18 protein-coding genes are annotated in these 17,703 nt (G+C 41.0%); 7 read left to right on the plus strand and 11 right to left on the minus strand.

Features of this window, described 5'->3' with window-relative positions; translation table 11 throughout:
• Nucleotides 1-181: 181 nt before the first annotated feature.
• The 3 genes from ABJV04_RS05085 to ABJV04_RS05095 are packed head-to-tail and all read right to left on the minus strand — an operon-like array spanning nucleotide 182 to nucleotide 2,197.
• Nucleotides 182-469 carry a YfcL family protein gene (locus ABJV04_RS05085; RefSeq protein ID WP_348490221.1) on the minus strand — a complete coding sequence of 96 codons (288 nt, stop codon included), beginning with the start codon at nucleotides 467-469 and terminating at the stop codon, nucleotides 182-184.
• Nucleotides 470-509: 40 nt separating this feature from the next.
• Nucleotides 510-1,640, minus strand: a complete 1,131-nt coding sequence (locus ABJV04_RS05090; RefSeq protein ID WP_348490222.1) for an ATP-NAD kinase family protein — start codon at nucleotides 1,638-1,640, stop codon at nucleotides 510-512.
• Nucleotides 1,637-2,197 carry an elongation factor P hydroxylase gene (locus ABJV04_RS05095; RefSeq protein WP_348490223.1) on the minus strand — a complete coding sequence of 187 codons (561 nt, stop codon included), beginning with the start codon at nucleotides 2,195-2,197 and terminating at the stop codon, nucleotides 1,637-1,639. Before ABJV04_RS05095 ends, ABJV04_RS05090 begins: the two co-directional genes overlap by 4 nt.
• A gap of 166 nt (nucleotides 2,198-2,363) precedes the next feature.
• Here ABJV04_RS05095 and ABJV04_RS05100 point away from each other — a divergent pair, with 166 nt between their 5' ends.
• The 4 genes from ABJV04_RS05100 to ABJV04_RS05115 are packed head-to-tail and all read left to right on the plus strand — an operon-like array spanning nucleotide 2,364 to nucleotide 5,554.
• Nucleotides 2,364-3,128 carry a CBM9 family sugar-binding protein gene (locus tag ABJV04_RS05100; protein ID WP_348490224.1) on the plus strand — a complete coding sequence of 255 codons (765 nt, stop codon included), beginning with the start codon at nucleotides 2,364-2,366 and terminating at the stop codon, nucleotides 3,126-3,128.
• Between the two features lie 7 nt (nucleotides 3,129-3,135).
• Nucleotides 3,136-3,837 carry a hypothetical protein gene (locus ABJV04_RS05105; protein ID WP_348490225.1) on the plus strand — a complete coding sequence of 234 codons (702 nt, stop codon included), beginning with the start codon at nucleotides 3,136-3,138 and terminating at the stop codon, nucleotides 3,835-3,837.
• A gap of 2 nt (nucleotides 3,838-3,839) precedes the next feature.
• Nucleotides 3,840-4,367 carry a thioesterase family protein gene (locus ABJV04_RS05110; protein ID WP_348490226.1) on the plus strand — a complete coding sequence of 176 codons (528 nt, stop codon included), beginning with the start codon at nucleotides 3,840-3,842 and terminating at the stop codon, nucleotides 4,365-4,367.
• 23 nt (nucleotides 4,368-4,390) lie between these two features.
• Entirely contained in the window at nucleotides 4,391-5,554 is a 1,164-nt protein-coding gene (locus tag ABJV04_RS05115) for a retropepsin-like aspartic protease (protein WP_348490227.1), read from the plus strand.
• A 5-nt stretch (nucleotides 5,555-5,559) separates the two neighbouring features.
• On the opposite strand, the gene ABJV04_RS05120 is transcribed toward ABJV04_RS05115, so the two are convergent.
• The 4 genes from ABJV04_RS05120 to prmB all read right to left on the minus strand — a co-directional run bounded on the left by ABJV04_RS05120 (nucleotide 5,560) and on the right by prmB (nucleotide 9,769).
• The gene (locus ABJV04_RS05120) at nucleotides 5,560-6,363 is read right to left on the minus strand and encodes a hypothetical protein (RefSeq protein WP_348490228.1); all 804 of its coding nucleotides are present in this window, start codon (nucleotides 6,361-6,363) and stop codon (nucleotides 5,560-5,562) included.
• A 153-nt stretch (nucleotides 6,364-6,516) separates the two neighbouring features.
• Nucleotides 6,517-7,704, minus strand: a complete 1,188-nt coding sequence (locus ABJV04_RS05125; RefSeq protein WP_348490229.1) for an MFS transporter — start codon at nucleotides 7,702-7,704, stop codon at nucleotides 6,517-6,519.
• Nucleotides 7,705-7,709: 5 nt separating this feature from the next.
• Nucleotides 7,710-8,807 carry a chorismate synthase gene (aroC, locus tag ABJV04_RS05130; RefSeq protein ID WP_348490230.1) on the minus strand — a complete coding sequence of 366 codons (1,098 nt, stop codon included), beginning with the start codon at nucleotides 8,805-8,807 and terminating at the stop codon, nucleotides 7,710-7,712.
• 20 nt (nucleotides 8,808-8,827) lie between these two features.
• Nucleotides 8,828-9,769, minus strand: a complete 942-nt coding sequence (prmB, locus tag ABJV04_RS05135) for a 50S ribosomal protein L3 N(5)-glutamine methyltransferase (RefSeq protein WP_348490231.1) — start codon at nucleotides 9,767-9,769, stop codon at nucleotides 8,828-8,830.
• Nucleotides 9,770-9,866: 97 nt separating this feature from the next.
• Here prmB and smrB point away from each other — a divergent pair, with 97 nt between their 5' ends.
• Entirely contained in the window at nucleotides 9,867-10,469 is a 603-nt protein-coding gene (gene smrB, locus ABJV04_RS05140; RefSeq protein WP_348490232.1) for an endonuclease SmrB, read from the plus strand.
• A 45-nt stretch (nucleotides 10,470-10,514) separates the two neighbouring features.
• Here the strand turns inward: smrB and ABJV04_RS05145 are convergent, their stop codons facing one another.
• Nucleotides 10,515-10,637: a hypothetical protein gene (locus ABJV04_RS05145; RefSeq protein WP_348490233.1), complete on the minus strand. Its 123-nt coding sequence runs from the start codon at nucleotides 10,635-10,637 to the stop codon at nucleotides 10,515-10,517.
• Nucleotides 10,638-10,916: 279 nt separating this feature from the next.
• Here ABJV04_RS05145 and ABJV04_RS05150 point away from each other — a divergent pair, with 279 nt between their 5' ends.
• Nucleotides 10,917-11,645: an NAD(P)-binding domain-containing protein gene (locus tag ABJV04_RS05150; RefSeq protein ID WP_348490234.1), complete on the plus strand. Its 729-nt coding sequence runs from the start codon at nucleotides 10,917-10,919 to the stop codon at nucleotides 11,643-11,645.
• 19 nt (nucleotides 11,646-11,664) lie between these two features.
• On the opposite strand, the gene ABJV04_RS05155 is transcribed toward ABJV04_RS05150, so the two are convergent.
• From ABJV04_RS05155 to ABJV04_RS05165, 3 genes are all read right to left on the minus strand, one after another.
• The gene (locus ABJV04_RS05155) at nucleotides 11,665-12,306 is read right to left on the minus strand and encodes a hypothetical protein (RefSeq protein WP_348490235.1); all 642 of its coding nucleotides are present in this window, start codon (nucleotides 12,304-12,306) and stop codon (nucleotides 11,665-11,667) included.
• Nucleotides 12,307-12,413: 107 nt separating this feature from the next.
• Nucleotides 12,414-14,003, minus strand: coding sequence for a glutamate--cysteine ligase (gene gshA, locus ABJV04_RS05160; RefSeq protein ID WP_348490249.1), 1,590 nt, complete (start codon nucleotides 14,001-14,003; stop codon nucleotides 12,414-12,416).
• Between the two features lie 148 nt (nucleotides 14,004-14,151).
• The gene (locus tag ABJV04_RS05165) at nucleotides 14,152-16,908 is read right to left on the minus strand and encodes a pitrilysin family protein (protein WP_348490250.1); all 2,757 of its coding nucleotides are present in this window, start codon (nucleotides 16,906-16,908) and stop codon (nucleotides 14,152-14,154) included.
• Between the two features lie 228 nt (nucleotides 16,909-17,136).
• Between ABJV04_RS05165 and ABJV04_RS05170 the strand changes: the two genes are divergently transcribed.
• A complete protein-coding gene (locus ABJV04_RS05170; protein ID WP_348490236.1) occupies nucleotides 17,137-17,694 on the plus strand; it encodes an Hpt domain-containing protein in 558 nt (185 codons plus the stop codon).
• Nucleotides 17,695-17,703 lie beyond the last annotated feature (9 nt).

Raw genomic sequence — 17,703 nt, forward strand, 5'->3', positions numbered from 1 at the left:
TGCAAACATCTAATGAATGCAAAAATGACCCTAGACGCCGTTTAAATCAGTAGGTTATTGGAATACGACTGCAACAATAGAGAGTGAAAACGGCAATGAATCACCCTTTAGCGGCAAGCTTTTGACAGAAATGTTGTAAACGGCAGAATTGAAGTTTTAGATATTAACAGTGAGTACGTGACTAACTCGATGGGTTATTTACTAACGATTGCCACAACAGCAACACTTTTTGCTGATCTTCAGGCTCAAGTTCTTTTTGCGCAAACGCACTGTCTAAATTTGCACACAAAAGCTTATCTAAGGTTTCTATACTGGCTTGTTCACTGCTCAAAGCTTGGCTTACTACCAATGAAAAATGCCCGTGTAAATAACCAGCAATGAACAGCTCGTCATCGGTACCGGTATCCACCACTGAGTCTAATTGAGATTCGGCTTGTTGAATAAACGCTTCTAATTGCTGATGGGACACTAATAAAGATTCCTAATAGTTATGGTAAATAAAGTATTGGCTAAGTTTCGGCTATGGGATACAAAACTTGATCACGATAGCCAGTAATGACGGGGATTAATCCAGACAATTGCGCGTCTAATTGCGCATCTCCAGAGTCGCTAATTAGTGGGCGCCCTTGCAACGACTGCAATTTAGATTTAGTTGCCACTATATTGATGTTCTCTCGGCCTATAGTGTTAACCACTTTGGGGCTGAGTTGCTGATTACCGCGACCAAGGATATGCCCTTGCCCGCCAATTAAGGTGATCACGAGTTTGCAGGGTTTGTTCTCAATAAAGGTCAAAATATCATTTTCAGTTGCGTCTTGATGGATCAATTGCTGATCAACCACAATATCTACGCCCAACAAGGTATTGTCCAATCCCAATTCTTGCATAATTGCACCAACGGTAGAACCTGATCCCATCACAAATACGGTTTCGGGGAAATCTTGCATTAATTCAATAACCTGAGCAGCAATGTCGGTTAACACTAATTCCTCAGACTCTTTGCCGCCCATTTTAACGGCTTGAACATAACGCAATTCAGTGGGTACACGCATTTCGCCATAGTAACGAGCGCTGACTTTTCCTTGACGAAATTGCACCTCATCAATGTCTTTCACTTCAGCTTCGCTAAGACTAACAATTTCCCCTTGGATTAACATATTCACCACCCGTCCGGCAGATTTAGGAGTGATAGCGTACACACCAGAATGAATTTTACAGCCCGCCGGCACACCTAAAACAGCAACTTTATCAGCCACAATGTCGAATATGTTGCGCGCAGTACCGTCGCCTCCCGCAAAGAGGATTAAATCAACGTCAAAGTCTAATAAACATTCGGCTGCCTGTTGACTATCTGAGGCCTCCGTTTGCTGCTCCACAGGTGTATAAACAACTTGGGTTTCAAACCCCATTGAACGGCACAGGTCTTCCCCCATTTCTCCTGATGCGGTGAAAATCGTCAAGTTGTCTTTATGGGGTAATAACTCTTCTAAGGCTAATTTGGTTTTCCCATTGGCGCGTTTTTCAGCCCCCATTGCCAACGCTTTTGCACGGATTTCGGGGCCATCACTGCCTTTTAAGGCTAAGGCTCCACCGATGCCGGCATAAGGATTTATAATCAAACCTAATTTAAACTGCCTCATGCGCTTAGTCTTACTCCAGAGGTTGAGCTATTGAGCGTATCATCACACAAAACTATGGATGTTAGAGAAACCTGATAGAACGAGCATAAAGCCTTGATCATAATTAATGCTCTGGGGGGAAACCCATTTTGTTGATAATGTTCTAACTGCAAACGCACTTTGTGTTGAAACGCAGCTCTGTCTGGCTGAACACCATTTAGGTTATCGGTGCTGACTTGAAAGGGAAAATTCGCAGCCATACTAAACGCCCATTCGATTGCTTGAGGTTTTACTTCCACCTGCTCAAATGCTAGTTGTTGCTCTTGATTGCGACCATCAGGGCAATACCAATAGCCATAATCCTCTAATAATCGCCTTTGTTTACCGGCAATGCACCAGTGCGCAATTTCATGTAATCCACTGGCAAAAAAACCATTGGCAAATACAACCTGATGATAGCTAGTGGTATTATCCGCTGGCAAGTAAATGGGTTCACTTTCGCCTCTAATTAATCGAGTATTCTCACTTGTTTGGAAACATTGATTAAAGATGTCAATTAGGTCGCGATAGTGATGCACAAATTATCCGAAACAGAGTTGCAATATAGAAACCCTATTGTAACCAATTGCAACTAAGTAACTCAACCACCATCAACGGTTGTATTCACTTGATGTATTTAGTTATTGTTATAAAGGTTGGTTTAAGCCAAGCTAACACGAAGTTAATGTACTCAAAGGAAAGGATATGCGTAGACTTGCAATGAAATTTTTCCCTTTAAGCAGAATAAGCAGCACAGTGGCAGTATTCTTTTCGCTGATTTTCAGTACCGGCGCTGTAGCCATCGATGTGGTAGCAACATCCAGCCCACCAATCATTGACGGAGTTAACAACGAAACTCAATGGCAAAAAGCGACGTGGTTACCCATAGACCAAGTCATACTCGGCGGCCCTTTAAGCAAACAAGATTTCCAAGGTCGTTATCGACTACTGTGGGATGCGGATAAACTCTATTTGCAAGTTGAAATCGTAGATGATCGTTTGGTCGATTTTAATGCCGATCCTCTAGATAAATATTGGGATGACGATACGTTAGAAATATTTATTGATGAAGATGCATCTGGCGGCAATCACCAATATTCATATAATGCTTTCGCTTATCATATTGCACTAGACAACCAAGTTGTTGATATTACTCCAGAAGGTACCTTTGCACTGTTTAATGAACACATTGAAAGCCGCTGGAAAAGAGACATCAAGGGCCCTCATAAAATTATATGGGAAGCCGCGATTTCACTTTATGGTGATGATTTTGATCCCTCAAAAGCCAACACTCCAAAGGGGCTAGTAAAGGGCAAAAAAATTGGCTTTATGTTAGCCTACTGCGACAATGATAATAGTGAGACACGGGAACATTTCATAGGCTCCAAAGATGTAAAAGCGGTGAATGGTGACAAAAATCGCGGTTGGATCGATGCCAGCGTGTTTGATACTTTAATTTTAGGTGAATGAAAAAGTTATGAGTTTAATTCTGGATAATATTATCCAACACCTTCATCATGCCAATGAACTGCATGAACATACTCAAAAAGCCCAGCTTATACAGCCCTTGCGTGAATTGCAGCATTGGCAAACTAAGCGTCTTCTGGCTACCCATCAAGATTTATGGCAAAGCAAACGTTTTCGCCCGGCAATGGGCTTCTTCATTGACGAACTATATGGCCCGCAGGATTTCAGTCAACGAGATCAGGAGTTGGCTAGAGTCGTTCCGAAAATGGCCAAGATAATTCCTAAGCAGGCATTGGAGTCGTTAGAAGCAGCCCTGCGCTTAAATAGTCTATCTTTGGCATTAGATATCGCCTTAACTGAAAACTTAACCCCTGGCCCTGTTACAAGGCAAAGCTATGCTTTAGCCTATGTTCAATGTGATAACCAAGAGCAGCGCGAGGAACAAATCGCTTTACTTGAAAGGTTAGGTGTGGATTTAGCCGATGTAGTAAAAATTAAAGGTATATCAACCCTATTAATGTTGTCACGCAAACCAGCTAAAATGGCTGGTGTTGAAAGTTTGCATAAGTTTCTTGAATCTGGGTTTAAATCATTTAAAAAGCTTGGCAATGTTGATGAGTTTATCCAGCCTATTATTACCCGAGAGCGAGCCTTAAAAAATGCATTGTTTGCCCAACAAGTGCCTAACCCTCTCCCCGAATTTGAGGCCTAATCATGTCGAATGAGTCGCTGATTAATCAAATTGATGCCCACGAAACGGCAAAACACCAAGTAGCCAAGGAAGTGATCACGGATTACCAACACCTTCCTTGGCAGTTACCACACCCCCATGTTATCAAGTGGGTAATCGCAGTCGAACAAATAGATCATTATAACCACGTCAATAACGTGGCTTATGTATCACAATTAGAGCGGGTATCTTGGTCGCACTCCATGTCTCTAGGGTTAGATATTGGCATATATCAACAACTAGATAGAGGAATGGCAATTAGTAAACACGTTATTGAATACCACGCAGCAGCAGTATTGGGCGATCATTTACTCTGTGCTACGTGGGTTACCAAGTGCGATAGTAGATTAAAGTTATCCCGTCAATTCCAGTTCATTCGAGAGTCAGATGGAGTCACTGTTTTGACCGCACAAACAGACTTTGTATGTATTGCATTATCATCGGGAAAACCTAAACGTATGCCCGCTGAATTCCGCGATACTTATGGCAAGGTATGTGTATCTAATGCTTAAATGTTGCGAAAGGTTTGCAGATCATGAGTAAATTCGGGCTGAGTATCATTTTGTTATGCTTAGGGATCTCCATATCGTTAAACGTACTTTTTTGGTTTCAATTACAATCAGTGGTCACCACTGACCAAAGCAATAATGTCGGCCAGCAGCTAGCACAAGGTTCAGCTAACGAAAATAACTCAGGCTCCTTCCCTTTGTATAACGCCCAGCAGCGCACTACAGAGCAATCAGAATTTGAGCACAGCCCCCCGTCGGATAAAAGCAGTCAATATCAAAAGGCCATATACTGGATTAAACAACAACTAGCTGCTGGAGAACTCCCAGAGGCCAAAGAAGCAATACAAGCATACCTGCGCAATCATCCACAAAATATTGATTACCTGCTATTGGAAGGGCAATTAATCGCTAAAACTGCGCCCATAAGTGAGGTGTTAGCACATTATTATGGGTTATTGGATCTTCCTTTACAGACTGAAGAGAAAGCCAAAGTTTTAGCCCTGATTACTGAGCTGACCAATAGTAATATCGATAAACTTAAAACAATTCGCTCATGGGATGTGCTGGCAACATTTCTTGAACCCTTGTGGCAATTCGATCCAACTCGACGTTCTATTATAGTGGCATTGGCTGAAGCCTATGCTTATCAAAACCAAGAGTTTTTGATGGAAAATGTGTTGGCGTCACTACAACAAGGGGATCTAGATGCTGCACGGATAAGACAAATATTAGGGCAACAAACCTCTGCCAGCAAAACATCAACCCCCGTTCAAGAAAACGACCCAATTGCGACTGATTATGAGCGTAATATTAAATTGCGTGCTTTAGGTGATCATTATACAACGCCCGTGATGATTGGTAGAAGCACCCATGAATTGATGCTTGATACCGGTGCTACCACTACAGTACTAACAGCTGAAGCCTTCGATAGAATATCCAGGCGCACTAGCTGGGAATACGTGGGAACTTATAAAATCAATACCGCAGGTGGGCTGTTTGACGCGCCAGTTTATCAATTAAAACAGCTGTTTTTTGCTGGTTTCCGATTAGATAATGTAGCAATAGTGGTGTTACCTATGCCAGATTTTAGCTACGCAGATGGTTTACTTGGGATGAACATTCTTCGCCAATTCGACTTCAAAATAGATCAACAAAATGACATATTGCTTTTAAACAGAACAGGTTCTTGAGTTAACTAAAACGTTATCTCGATATCCGGTTGGGCTTTTCGTATCTCAAAATTTGCTATCTTATTTTGAATTGCAAAATTTCGCAGTGTCAATGTGATCCCCTGCCCTTTCATATTGCCACTGGAGGGCTGAAAAGAACATAAGCTCAACAACTCTTCAAAATCGTCTACTGGCCAGAAGTAACACTGTCTAAAACCAGTTAGTAACAATGCATGTCCTTGTTCGGTTTCGACAAAGTGCGTTTTAGGCGTGACTTGCAGATAATCGAAGTAATCTTTTACCAATTCAGCGGTTTCGCCTTTGTTTGTTAACTTATTCACAAAAGCACTCAATCTAACTTCATCATCCTTATCCTGAGTCATATCTTGAACTTGCTTAAAACTCATAGGTTCACCGTATTTAGCAATTGCTTGCTCCACGGTTTTGTTATAAACCGGTAAAATGTCCAGATAACGACTGGCAATACGATAAGTAAGGGAAATCTGATGAACAAATCCAAGATCTTTGTCGAACAACAGGGAAAGGTTTTGTAGAAGCTCAGACTCTAAATATGGCTGCTTAAAAACAATATCGACTTTATCACTGCGATTGCCACCAGAGATATATTGTACTTCACCATTTTTATTGATTAGATTCAGGGTTTGACCTAAAACATTATCACCGATTTTGACATCACGAATATCCATTTGAGAGTGCGCATTGAGGTTTAAGCTGGCGTCAAAGCGAGTCAAACTAGACAGGTTTTTATCATCTTGAGCAAAGACATTGGGAACCAAAAATATACACGCTAAACAGATACTTCTAAGCATAATAGAACTTCACACTCTGGCTTGATTTAAAAATCAGTGATTTTAAATTTGTTAATAGAGTATATACCCAAGTGACGTGAAAATGCAGGTTTGTGTTTAGGTTAGTTAAGTTCGACGATTTGTTTGCGGGTTATCACTGAATATCAATTCCCTTTAATGTGACATTCTCTTAGCGGGGACACCTAAAAGGAACAATGCAGCGAGCAAAGCTGTAACGGCAGAAAATAAGAAAGCTTGGTAAGAACCAACCCCTTGTTGCCACAAATAGCCAGATGCATAATTGCCAACGGCGCCACCGAAACCAAACGCAATGCTTATATACAATGCCTGTCCACGGCTTTGGTATGCCTGTCCAAAATAGTCATGGATAAATTTTATTGACGCAGCATGATGCATCCCAAAACTAAAAGCATGAATTATCTGACTTAAGATCAAAATCCACAAATATTCCGCAGCCACACCCAACACATACCAACGTATTGCAGTTAAGCCAATACTGATAAATAAAATCCATTTTAATCCAAAGATTTTAATTAATTTACCGGCCAACAGAAAGATCACAATTTCTGCAGCAACGGCTAAAGCAAGCAACAAACCGGTAGTTTGACCGCTGTAGCCCAAATCCCGTGTATATAGGGCAAAAAAGCCATAATAGGTTGCGAAACTAACCTGTAAAAATATGGCACTGCACATAAACAATATAAACGGAGCGGTATTGGCTTTGCGCCAAATGCTACCTTCAGTTGTCTGGCTTTTAGCTTTACTGGGCCCTTCATAAATGAACAACGTAGCCAAAAATAAACCTAATAAAACCACAGCACTAACATAAATAGGGGCTTCAGAAGAACTAATATCAATGGCTTTACCAGTAATAATTGTCAAGATGATAAAACCCACACTCCCCCACAATCGAATGCGACTGTATCGGCTAGGATCACTGGCAACACAATTCAGGGTTAATACTTCAAGCTGGGGCAGTACCGCAGTCCAAAACATCATCATTAAAGCGAATGCTAAGGTTAGGCCCCAAAAACCATCAAGCCAGAACACCAGACAAAAGGTACTCACGGTGAGCAAGCTGCCGAGTCGTAATATCGCCAAGCCTTTGCCCGACTTGTCAGCCATGGACGCCCAGAGGTTAGGCCCTAGGATACGAGTTATGGTGATCAGCGCAAACAACTCACCAATCTGTTGTGAACTGAACCCTCGGCCATCCAAAAAAACACCTAAATATGGCACTAGCACCCCTAACTGCCCAAAGTAGAGCAGATAGGTGATGGCCAATAAGATTAAATTTACTTTTGAATTCGCTTGCCGAGGAGAAGCACTAGCTCCGAGCAAGGGTTTTACGCCTGCCCGGGAATGATCGGTGTGATTGAAGTAACATCAGCATTTTGGCCACGATGGCGTAACAAGTGATCCATCAAAACAATGGCCATCATTGCTTCGGCAATAGGAACCGCACGGATGCCAACACAAGGGTCATGACGCCCTCTGGTGATAATTTCTGCTGCCTCACCGTTAATATCCACTGAATCACCGGGGACGCTAATACTAGATGTCGGTTTCAGTGCCAAATGCACTATCACATCTTGCCCTGAAGATATGCCACCTAAAATCCCACCAGCACGATTAGATTTAAATCCATCAGGTGTGATTTCATCACGGTGTTCACTGCCTTTTTGTTCAACTACATCAAAGCCATCACCCACTTCAACGCCTTTAACCGCATTTATGCCCATCATCGCGGAAGCCAAATCCGCATCTAAACGGTCAAATATTGGCTCGCCTAATCCAACAGGCATATTTTTAGCGACAACTGAGACCTTAGCGCCAATGGAATCCCCTTGTTTAATCAGGTCACGCATATAGGCATCAAGATCATCAAGCTTGGATGGATCAGGACAGAAAAACGCATTGGTATTGGTAACACTCTGGTCTACTTGTTCAATTTTTATTGGTCCTAACTGTGACAAGTAGCCATGAATTTCGATTCCATGCATTTGTTTTAGATACTTTTTGGCAATCCCACCTGCGGCAACACGAATAGCGGTTTCGCGGGCAGAAGAACGGCCACCACCTCGGTAATCACGTAAGCCGTACTTTTGCTGATAAGTGTAGTCAGCATGTCCTGGCCGAAAAGTATCCTTAATTTTTGAGTAATCTTGACTGCGCTGATTCGTATTATTTATTAATAAACCAATACTTGTACCTGTCGTTTTACCTTCAAATACACCAGACAAAATTTGCACTTCGTCTCCTTCACGCCTAGCAGTGGTGTAGCGCGAAGTGCCTGGCTTGCGACGATTTAAATCGATTTGCAGATCTTCTTCGCTAATTTCCAAATTGGGAGGGCAACCGTCCACTACTCCACCAATGGCAATACCATGACTCTCACCAAATGTGGTCACAGTAAACAGCTTACCAAATGTATTTCCAGCCATATCTATTTCAATTCCTAAGGTTAACTATGTGTAGCCCAATAGGCTTTAAGAGTTGCTTGATTAATCACAAACACGCCACTTCCACCGTGTTCAAACTCAACCCATTGAATATCCAAATCTGGATATTTATGATCCATATGCACTTCGCTATTACCCACTTCAACGAACAACCAGCCATCTGGACTTAAGTGTTCAACAGCTTGTCGAAGTATGTGATCAACCAGATCTAAACCGTCTTCTCCAGCAGCTAAACCAAGTTCAGGTTCATGCTGAAATTCATCGGGCAAATCAGCCATGTCTTCTGCATCCACGTAAGGTGGATTGGACACGATCAAATCGTACTTTTGGCCTTCCAGTGCCCCCATTAAATCTGACTTAATCGGAAACACCTGATCATGCATGCCATGTTCTTGGATGTTTATTTCAGCAACTTGTAAAGCATCGTCACTGATATCAACGGCGTCTACCTGAGCTTCCGTAAACTCATAAGCCAAAGCAATAGCAATGCACGCACTGCCTGTACATAAATCTAAAATGTGTTGAGGCTCTGATTCTAACCATGACGAAAAGTGTTGGTTAATCAATTCAGCAAATGGAGAACGGGGTACTAACACCCTTTCATCAACATAAAATGGCAATCCGCAGAACCAAGCTTGATTCGTCAGATAGGCAACGGGGACTTTTTCGGTGATACGTCTTTTTACCAAGGCCAAAATTTGATTCTTTTCCGCACTTGTCAGCGTAGATTGCAACAACATGCGAATATCATCTTCAGGCATATTTTGCGGTAAATGCAGCACTTGCAGAGCAAGTGTTAATGCTTCGCTCCAAGCGTTATCCGTGCCATGGCCAAAATATAAATCCCCTTGATTAAATTGGCTCATGGACCACCTCACCACGTCTAAAATGGAAGTGAGTTCAGTCGCGGTACTTTCCAAATCAATGGAGTCAATTGATGTCATATATAATGGTCTTATTTAAGATGTTTAGTGCCAGTCAGTATTTTGCTATGCTTCTGATAAAATTGCCTATCAAATTACGCATAAACCATAACAAAACATGAAAAAGCAGCCCAACAATCCATTTAAAAGGTTATCTATTGCTCCAGTTCAAACACCAGAGCCTGATGACCATTCACTATTTCGAGGTGAATTTAAAGATGTTGCGCCAATTAAGCAGGACAAAATAACGCCTCCGCGACCTTCCAGCAAGAAAATTTCGCATTTACAGCATAAAAAACAGCAAGAAAACATAGAAACCAAGCAAGCACTCGCATCGTTTCATTTTTCCGATGGATTTGAAGCCTACTTTTCTGAACAAGGACCGCTGAAATATATCAAGCCTGGGAAGCCGAGTTATGAAGTGAAACGACTTCGGCGAGGCGAATATCCGCCAGATTTAATTTTGGATTTACACGGATTGACTAAAGAAAATGCGAAATTGGAGATAGCAGCGCTAATTGTTGCGGCCAAGAAACAGAACGCCCATTGCGTGTGCATTGTTCATGGTCTTGGCTCGCTAGTTTTAAAAAACGCAGTACCAAACTGGCTAGTTCAGCATCCCGATGTTGAAGGGTTTCACCAAGCCCCTTTAGAATGGGGTGGCAAAGGCGCACTTCTAGTGCTGATAGAACAACCGGAATCATTTACCGATTTATTCTGATCCCTCAAAAGCCAGCTATTGAAAGCCTTGTCAAAACACTCAACTTTATAAGTCGTGACTAGTATTGTGTACAAACAAGTAAGTGTAATAAGCGCAAATACCCACTACAACTGATAAGCCTAATAGAGAGCCCCAAACCACTGGATCTTTTAATAATAATGCAAACATGTCGTTTTCCTCATGTAGATGTAATTTGATTAATTAGTTTATGCAATGAGTATAGGATCGCGGGATGAAAACGAACTGATCTGGATCAACAAATTTGCGCATAATTTCAACTCTTTTGCAAAACTGTCGGCAAAAAGCAACAAAACAAAGGTCAAATCAGTCTGTAAAAACACTAAGCCACTGTTTTAAATAGACTTTTAAACAATGGAATGAATTATGCGACACCTATAGTTCTAACGCTAAATACACATTTTTAAAGAACTAAATAGGTAATTTATCATGTATCACTCACATCAAAGTCAGGCTAGAACGCGACCTATCTACAATTACAGACACCCTGCGACGTCAACTGCAGCATTAGAAGTTGGCTCTGAAAACGAGCGTATTAGCGTCATAGGATTGGGTTTGATGGGCAGTTTACTGAGTGTTTCTTTTGCTAATAATGATCATAAAGTGATTGCTGTCGATATGGACTCTCGTAAAGTAAATGGCATTAATCAAAACCACTCCCCCATCCAAGACGCAGAACTTGAAGCCGCGATTATCTCAGCCAGAAATAAACGCAACTTAGTGGCAACTAGCGATTTACACAACGCCATATTACAAACCGAGGTCACCCTAGTTTGTATCGGCAAGGTTGATCCACAAGAATCAACTGTGGCTAAAAATATTGAAACTGTGTGTCAACAAATTGGAGCTACCTTAGCAATTAAAGGTCACTACCATCTGGTGGTTATTCACAGCGATTTAAATTCAACCTGCAGTGAAAAGCACTTAAAACCAATTTTAGAGAAATGGTCTAACAAGCGTTGTGGGAAAGATTTCGGCCTATGCTACTTGCCATTACATGTGGCGCACAAAAGCCAATATTCGACGGCTAAATTAAGTGAGGGAATATTGCATGGCGCCCACGATAATAAAAGTGCTAATGCCGCCTCAAGGTTATTCTCAACCTTAGATATTGGTCTGAAAAACGTGGGAGTTGCAGCCAAGCTGAACACCAATTGATAAATTTGTGTCGCTAGAATTAGTCAAATAATTTCCAGAACCAGCTTTTGTCTAATTCGGCTTCACATTTTTTAAGTTGACTCGCGTAGCGCAGAGAACGGGCGTTTACCTTTTTTGCGACCTTAACTAACCAGGCTTTTTTATTGTAAGAACGTCTTTTATAGCCACCCCAGCCTTCGTGATAATTAAGGTACTGGGCGTAAGCGTCCCATTTGGAGATCCCATTAACTTTGTAGGTCTTCGAAATAAACCATCCCATAAAATCAATGGCGTCATCAAAATCATCTCGATCTGCACCGCTATTTTTAGTTTCTCTAATATAATCAGACCAAGTGGGTGTTTTTGCTTGAGAGTAACCGTAAGCACTGCTGACTCTGCCCCATGGGATGAGTCCAAAAAACACATAGTCTCTAGGTGGCAAGGCATCATGCCGGAAAGAACTTTCTTGATACATCATCGCCATAGGTACGTGAATAGGCACTCCCCATTTTTCGTTCATATCTTTTGCAGCGTCATACCAGTGGCTTTTTTCTTCAAAAATATTACAAAGATTGCTGATATTTTTTGGCGGAGTCGTGCTGCAGCCTACGAAAAATATAGAAAGGCTAGCAACTAAGAAAGTTTTTATGCAAAAACTAGGATTTTTTATGAACTTTCTCATTACTACTGACTCTATACCTATGTGTGTTTAAGTTATTGTGTGTTTTCCCTGGTAGTAGTTTAATGCCTGACCTTGAGTCAGGCATTTTTTTGTCTTACTTTTAGTAATTATTTAGTTAAATAATTACTTTGAGGAGCGGCAAAGTAATCTTTTAAAAACTCTTCAAAAGACAAGGTATCTTCTTCTTCTCTCTGTTTTTGTATTTTAATAGAGTCCTTCGCTTGCTGCTCAAAAGATGCTTCAGAATAAACTTTATAATCAGTGTTGAGTAATTCATCACGGTACTTCTGTGCCAATTCAACACCGAAAGTACCGTTATCTTTGTTTTCGCTAATTAACATCTCTAACAACTGGGCAGAGGGCGTTAATGACGGATCTGCGACCTTTTGCTTTTGTTGCTCAAGTGCTTGTGAATAAAGACTACAATCATTCGCCTCATCTAATACAGTGGCCACTTGTGCCATTTCGGCGAAAAGCTTCTCTGTCCATTGAGGGATAGACTTCAACTGAGTTTCATCACTTAATTTCAACTCTGGATCTCGACCATTTACAACAACCGCTTTTAGATTACTTTCTGTTTCTGCATATTGCTCTTGGGTCATAAAATCACTTGGCGCAATTAGGCAATAAGTTAAGAATACATCTAAGAAATAAAACTGTTCTTTGGATATCCCGATATCACTGAACGGATTGACATCAAGCGCCCTAACTTCGATATAGTTAACCCCTCTTTTTGCAAGAGCATCAGTGGGTTTTTCTAATGGTAAAATGGGTTGTTTAGGACGAATGGGTGAATAAAGCTCATTCTCAATTTGCAGTACATTACTATTAAGTTGGCGATATTCTTCACCTTCTTTACTTTCAAATTCAGCATACTTTTCAGACGGGGTATTAATCGCCTTACGTACTGATGAAATATAGCTATCCATCTGGTTATAACAGATATTCAAACCCGACTGTTCAGAATTGGTATACCCTAAGTCACTCATTCTTAGTGAGGTTGCATAGGGTAAGTACATAGTCCCTTTACCTAAATGTTGGAAGGGTAACTTAGTCTCTTTGCCGCGAATAAATGAGCCACAAATAGCTGGAGAAGCGCCGAACAAATATGGGATTAACCAACAAAAACGGCGATAATTTCTGATCATGGCAAAATAGGCATCTGAGATGCTATGTTTGTCAGCTTTTGCCCCATCAAGGTTAGCTAACCATTGCTGCCAAAACTCTGTGGATAATGAAAAGTTAAAATGCACGCCCGCGATGGCTTGCATCATACTACCGTAACGGTTTTTTAATCCCACACGGTAAAGACTCTTCATTTTTGCCACATTAGAGCTACCGTAATTGGCAATGGGAATATTGTCTTCGCCATTAATAAAACACGGCATACTCATGGGCCACAACCGCTCATCACCAATGTTTTCGATTACGTACTTATGCACATCACGAAGTTGATCTATGGTCACATTGGGATCTGACTCAGGTGGAGTGATAAACTCCAACAGAGATTCAGAAAAATCGGTAGTGATAAAGTCGTGGGTTAAAGCCGCCCCTAATTTTTCATTATGAGGAGTTTTCGCTAGGCCACCATCGGCATTAATTCTAAGCGTTTCACGCTCAACACCGTGTTTAATTTGAGGCAAAGTAGCACGCACATCTGCGTGTTGAAGGATCGCTAAGCGATCAGCAAAAGACATTGAACTAGACGTCAAAATACATTCCTAATGAAAAATCGAATATTAAAGGTGGGGAAAAATATTTGATTTTCAAGCAAAAATCGCCAAATAACCAATAGATACATATCCCCTCCCCCTATATTAAGGTTTAAGCAAATAATAACAAATTTTATTCGGAAACGTTTATTTCAACAATTTCACGCTCTAATTCAGTTAATTGTGGTTTAACCTTTTGTGCATCAGCCACTACAATAACTTGCATACGGTTAATATCAAGCAAAGAACGGGCAAGCTCATTGAGCTCTTCTAAGCTTATATTTTTAATTATCTCACCTTGCTTTTCTCGATATTCCCGCTCTAAATCATAGGTGAGCAAATGATTCAAAAAGTTGGCTTTACTAGACGGAGTTTCATAACTCAGAGCATCTGCTTGGGTATAAGCACTGCGCATTGATAACAATTCACTTTCAGTCATTCCGGTTTGACTAAACTGCTGTATTTCAGTCAGAAACTCTTTGATGCTGTCCCCGGTATTTTCCTGTTTAACATCGGCCGAAGCTTGGAAACGTCCGAGGGTTTTACCACCTACAAAACGACTTGATGCACCATAGGTGTAACCTTTATCTTCACGTAAATTGAGGTTTATTCGGCTATTAAACATGCCGCCTAACGGGTAATTCATCAACTTACTTTTAAATTGTTGACCACTAGGGTCGTAAGGCAATGCAAGCTCAACAATACGCACCACAGATTGCGCAGCACCTGGTTTATCGACTAAATAGATTTTAGCTTCTTTATGCTCAGGAAATGGCTGATATTCAGGTATTTGATAAGGTTTACCCTGCCAATCAATGAGAAACTGTATGTCTTGACTAATTTGTTTCTGGTCGATATCGCCAACTATCACTAAATTGGCCATTGAAGGTGAATAATACTGTTGATAAAACGCCTTAACATCTTCCAGTTCAATGTTATTTAGGGTATTCAAGTTGCCAGAATCAGGCAAGCTTATGCGGTTATTTTGACCGTATAACAAGGTATCTGTAGCGCGTGCAGCCAACACCGATGGATTTTTTAATTGTTGCTGCATCTGTTGCCCTAGGCTTTGTTTAATTCGATTAAAATCTTCCTGCAAAAATGCAGGCTTAAACAATTTGGTTTTTAACAGCGCTAAGGTTTTATCTAAGTTATGAACTAAGGAATTTACCCGAATTTGTGTATATCGCCCTCCTGCATTGAAGCTAATTTGGCTTCCTAACAAGGCCAGCTCATTCGCCATTTGTTCGTTCGACATGCTTGTTGTTGATTCATTCATCATTTCGGCAGTGAAACTCGCCAGCCCCGCTTTTTCAATTGGGTCAAGTAATGGTCCCCCTTCTAAACTCAGTAGCAGAGTTACAGTGGGTGTTTCATCCGTGCTATGGGTAAGCATTTCAATCCCATTGTCAAAATGAGTACGCTGGTATTCAGGCACTTTAACCGTGGGGTTGGGGCCAGCCTTTGGCATAATTGAACGGTCGAAATCATCCACTATCACTGGCGCTTTGACTTTTTGATTGACAGTGGTGGTAGTAAGATCGCGTTCTGGAAGCTCAAAATTCTGTGCTTTTGCCACCAGTTCTGTTTGACCCGCAGGCACTATGCTCAATACAACTTTTGCCTTTCCTTTTATGTATTTGCGATAAACCCGCATAACATCTTCGGCGGTTACATTATTGTATCGGTTGAGATCGTATTGCACTAAGTCCGGTTTGCCATCGAAAGTTTCGTTTGCCGCTAAGGTTGATACTTTTCCGGAAACGCTTTGTAGGCCAAAGATAGTCGAAGACTCAATACTAGCTTTAGTTCTAGCTAAATCATCTGCACTAACTCCACGAGATTCAAACTCAAGCAAAGATTCTTCTATACGTCGTTGTAGATCTGATAATTTCGTAGACTTAGCAGGATTTGCCAAGGCAATGAGCTGAAACTCACAAGAAAGCTCTCTACACGGATGGGAAACCATTGCTTGCACAGCATGATTATCTTTCACTAGGTTTTTATAAAATAGTGAGGTTTTACCGCCTCCTAAAATATCCGATAGCACGTCTAAAGGCGCTTCATCGGGGTGTCTGACATACACCGTTGGATAAGTTAATTGAATAAGCGGTAAATAAACCTGATCTTCAATGGTTACGTAACGATCGCTTTCTAATGTCACCGCCAGCTTTTCTGGTGCATCCACTGTCGGTCCCTTAGGAATACTGCCAAAATATTTTTTGACCCAAGCTAAGGTTTTGTTTTTATCTATGTCACCGCCAATGGTTAACACGGCGTTGTTGGGTCCGTACCAGCGTTTAAAAAAGGCTTTTAAATCTTCGACCGTGACTCGGTCGAGATCTTCTACATAACCAATGGTAGACCATGAATAAGGGTGACCAACGGGATATAAAGTTTCACCGTTACGCTCACTGCGCAAACCGTAAGGTTGATTGTCGTAACTCTGCCCCCGTTCATTCTTAACGGTTTCACGTTGTATTTCGAATTTTTCTTGGGTGACAGTGTCGAGTAGAAAACCCATACGGTCAGATTCTAACCACAGCACTTTTTCTAACTGATTGGCCGGCACTGTCTCGTAATAATTAGTTCTATCGCTATTGGTTGACCCGTTCATTGAGCCGCCAGCTTCGGTAATGATCTTAAAGTGCTCATCATCTTCTACGTTTTTCGACCCTTGGAACATCATATGTTCAAAAAAGTGAGCAAAACCAGATTTCCCTACCTCTTCTCGAGCTGAACCAACATGATAAGTGACATCCACATGCACCAATGGGTCTGAATGATCTTCATGCAAAACCACGGTCAAACCGTTGTCTAATTGATACTTGCTAAAGGGAATGGAAACTTCGCCGTCGCTTTTAGCTGAGTGTTGTTCAACTAGTTTTATGCCAGCGGGGAGATTATCGATTAAAACCTGTGGATTAGATTGATTTTCAGTGGAACACCCAGTGAGAAGTAACGCTGCGCTTCCCACTATCAAAAAGAGTCTCTTCACAATACTGCCTTTTATTAATATTCTATTCGAGAATTTTTAAATAACCTTGTGTATTAAGTCTACCTTGATGGCACAAATAAAGTAATATGTTGTTAGAAAATGTGTCAGGTGAGTACGAAAATGAATACAGAAGAACAAATTATTGATTTAGATTTTGCGGTATCGCAGCTAAGTGGTAATCAATCATTACTGATTAAGTTACTCTTGAAGTTCAATGAGCAATACGAAAACTTAGAAAATGAGCTGGCTAATTTAAAACAATCTAACGATCTCAAGGCTTATAAAGAAGTCATTCACACCGTTAAAGGTGTTTCTGGCAACTTAGGACTTAATGCTTTACATATTTCCTCTAAGAATTTGGAAAGTTGTGTGATAAATCAAGCTGATATTGTTGAACACGAAGCGAATTTCCTAAATTTACTTAATACGACAATGAGTAAAATTAATAGTCTAGCCAACGATGACTTAACATCTCAAGAAGGTTCAGGAGTATCCCCTAAAACCAGTCGTGACGAATTAATTGAAATGTTGAAAAATAATGAATTTGTCACCCCAGATAAGCTAAATTCTTTGCTTGATGACTGCGCCATAGCAGAAAATGACAAACAAGAAATAGTTAATGCGGTTGACGATTTGGATTACCCTGAAGCGTTGAATGTTATCAATAGAAGCGCTTAGTTAGTTATG

This window comes from Aliiglaciecola sp. (assembly GCF_039982535.1).
Lineage (GTDB): Bacteria > Pseudomonadota > Gammaproteobacteria > Enterobacterales > Alteromonadaceae > Aliiglaciecola.

What these genes read in the sequence shown, in the direction of transcription:
- ABJV04_RS05105 (WP_348490225.1), top strand. Translation starts at nt 3,136, where the DNA reads ATGAGTTTAATTCTGGATAATATTATCCAACACCTTCATCATGCCAAT.
- ABJV04_RS05150 (WP_348490234.1), top strand. Translation starts at nt 10,917, where the DNA reads ATGTATCACTCACATCAAAGTCAGGCTAGAACGCGACCTATCTACAAT.
- gshA (WP_348490249.1), bottom strand. Translation starts at nt 14,003, where the DNA reads ATGTCTTTTGCTGATCGCTTAGCGATCCTTCAACACGCAGATGTGCGT.
- ABJV04_RS05145 (WP_348490233.1), bottom strand. Translation starts at nt 10,637, where the DNA reads ATGTTTGCATTATTATTAAAAGATCCAGTGGTTTGGGGCTCTCTATTA.
- smrB (WP_348490232.1), top strand. Translation starts at nt 9,867, where the DNA reads ATGAAAAAGCAGCCCAACAATCCATTTAAAAGGTTATCTATTGCTCCA.
- ABJV04_RS05100 (WP_348490224.1), top strand. Translation starts at nt 2,364, where the DNA reads ATGCGTAGACTTGCAATGAAATTTTTCCCTTTAAGCAGAATAAGCAGC.
- ABJV04_RS05170 (WP_348490236.1), top strand. Translation starts at nt 17,137, where the DNA reads ATGAATACAGAAGAACAAATTATTGATTTAGATTTTGCGGTATCGCAG.
- aroC (WP_348490230.1), bottom strand. Translation starts at nt 8,807, where the DNA reads ATGGCTGGAAATACATTTGGTAAGCTGTTTACTGTGACCACATTTGGT.
- ABJV04_RS05155 (WP_348490235.1), bottom strand. Translation starts at nt 12,306, where the DNA reads ATGAGAAAGTTCATAAAAAATCCTAGTTTTTGCATAAAAACTTTCTTA.
- ABJV04_RS05120 (WP_348490228.1), bottom strand. Translation starts at nt 6,363, where the DNA reads ATGCTTAGAAGTATCTGTTTAGCGTGTATATTTTTGGTTCCCAATGTC.
- ABJV04_RS05110 (WP_348490226.1), top strand. Translation starts at nt 3,840, where the DNA reads ATGTCGAATGAGTCGCTGATTAATCAAATTGATGCCCACGAAACGGCA.
- ABJV04_RS05115 (WP_348490227.1), top strand. Translation starts at nt 4,391, where the DNA reads ATGAGTAAATTCGGGCTGAGTATCATTTTGTTATGCTTAGGGATCTCC.
- ABJV04_RS05090 (WP_348490222.1), bottom strand. Translation starts at nt 1,640, where the DNA reads ATGAGGCAGTTTAAATTAGGTTTGATTATAAATCCTTATGCCGGCATC.
- prmB (WP_348490231.1), bottom strand. Translation starts at nt 9,769, where the DNA reads ATGACATCAATTGACTCCATTGATTTGGAAAGTACCGCGACTGAACTC.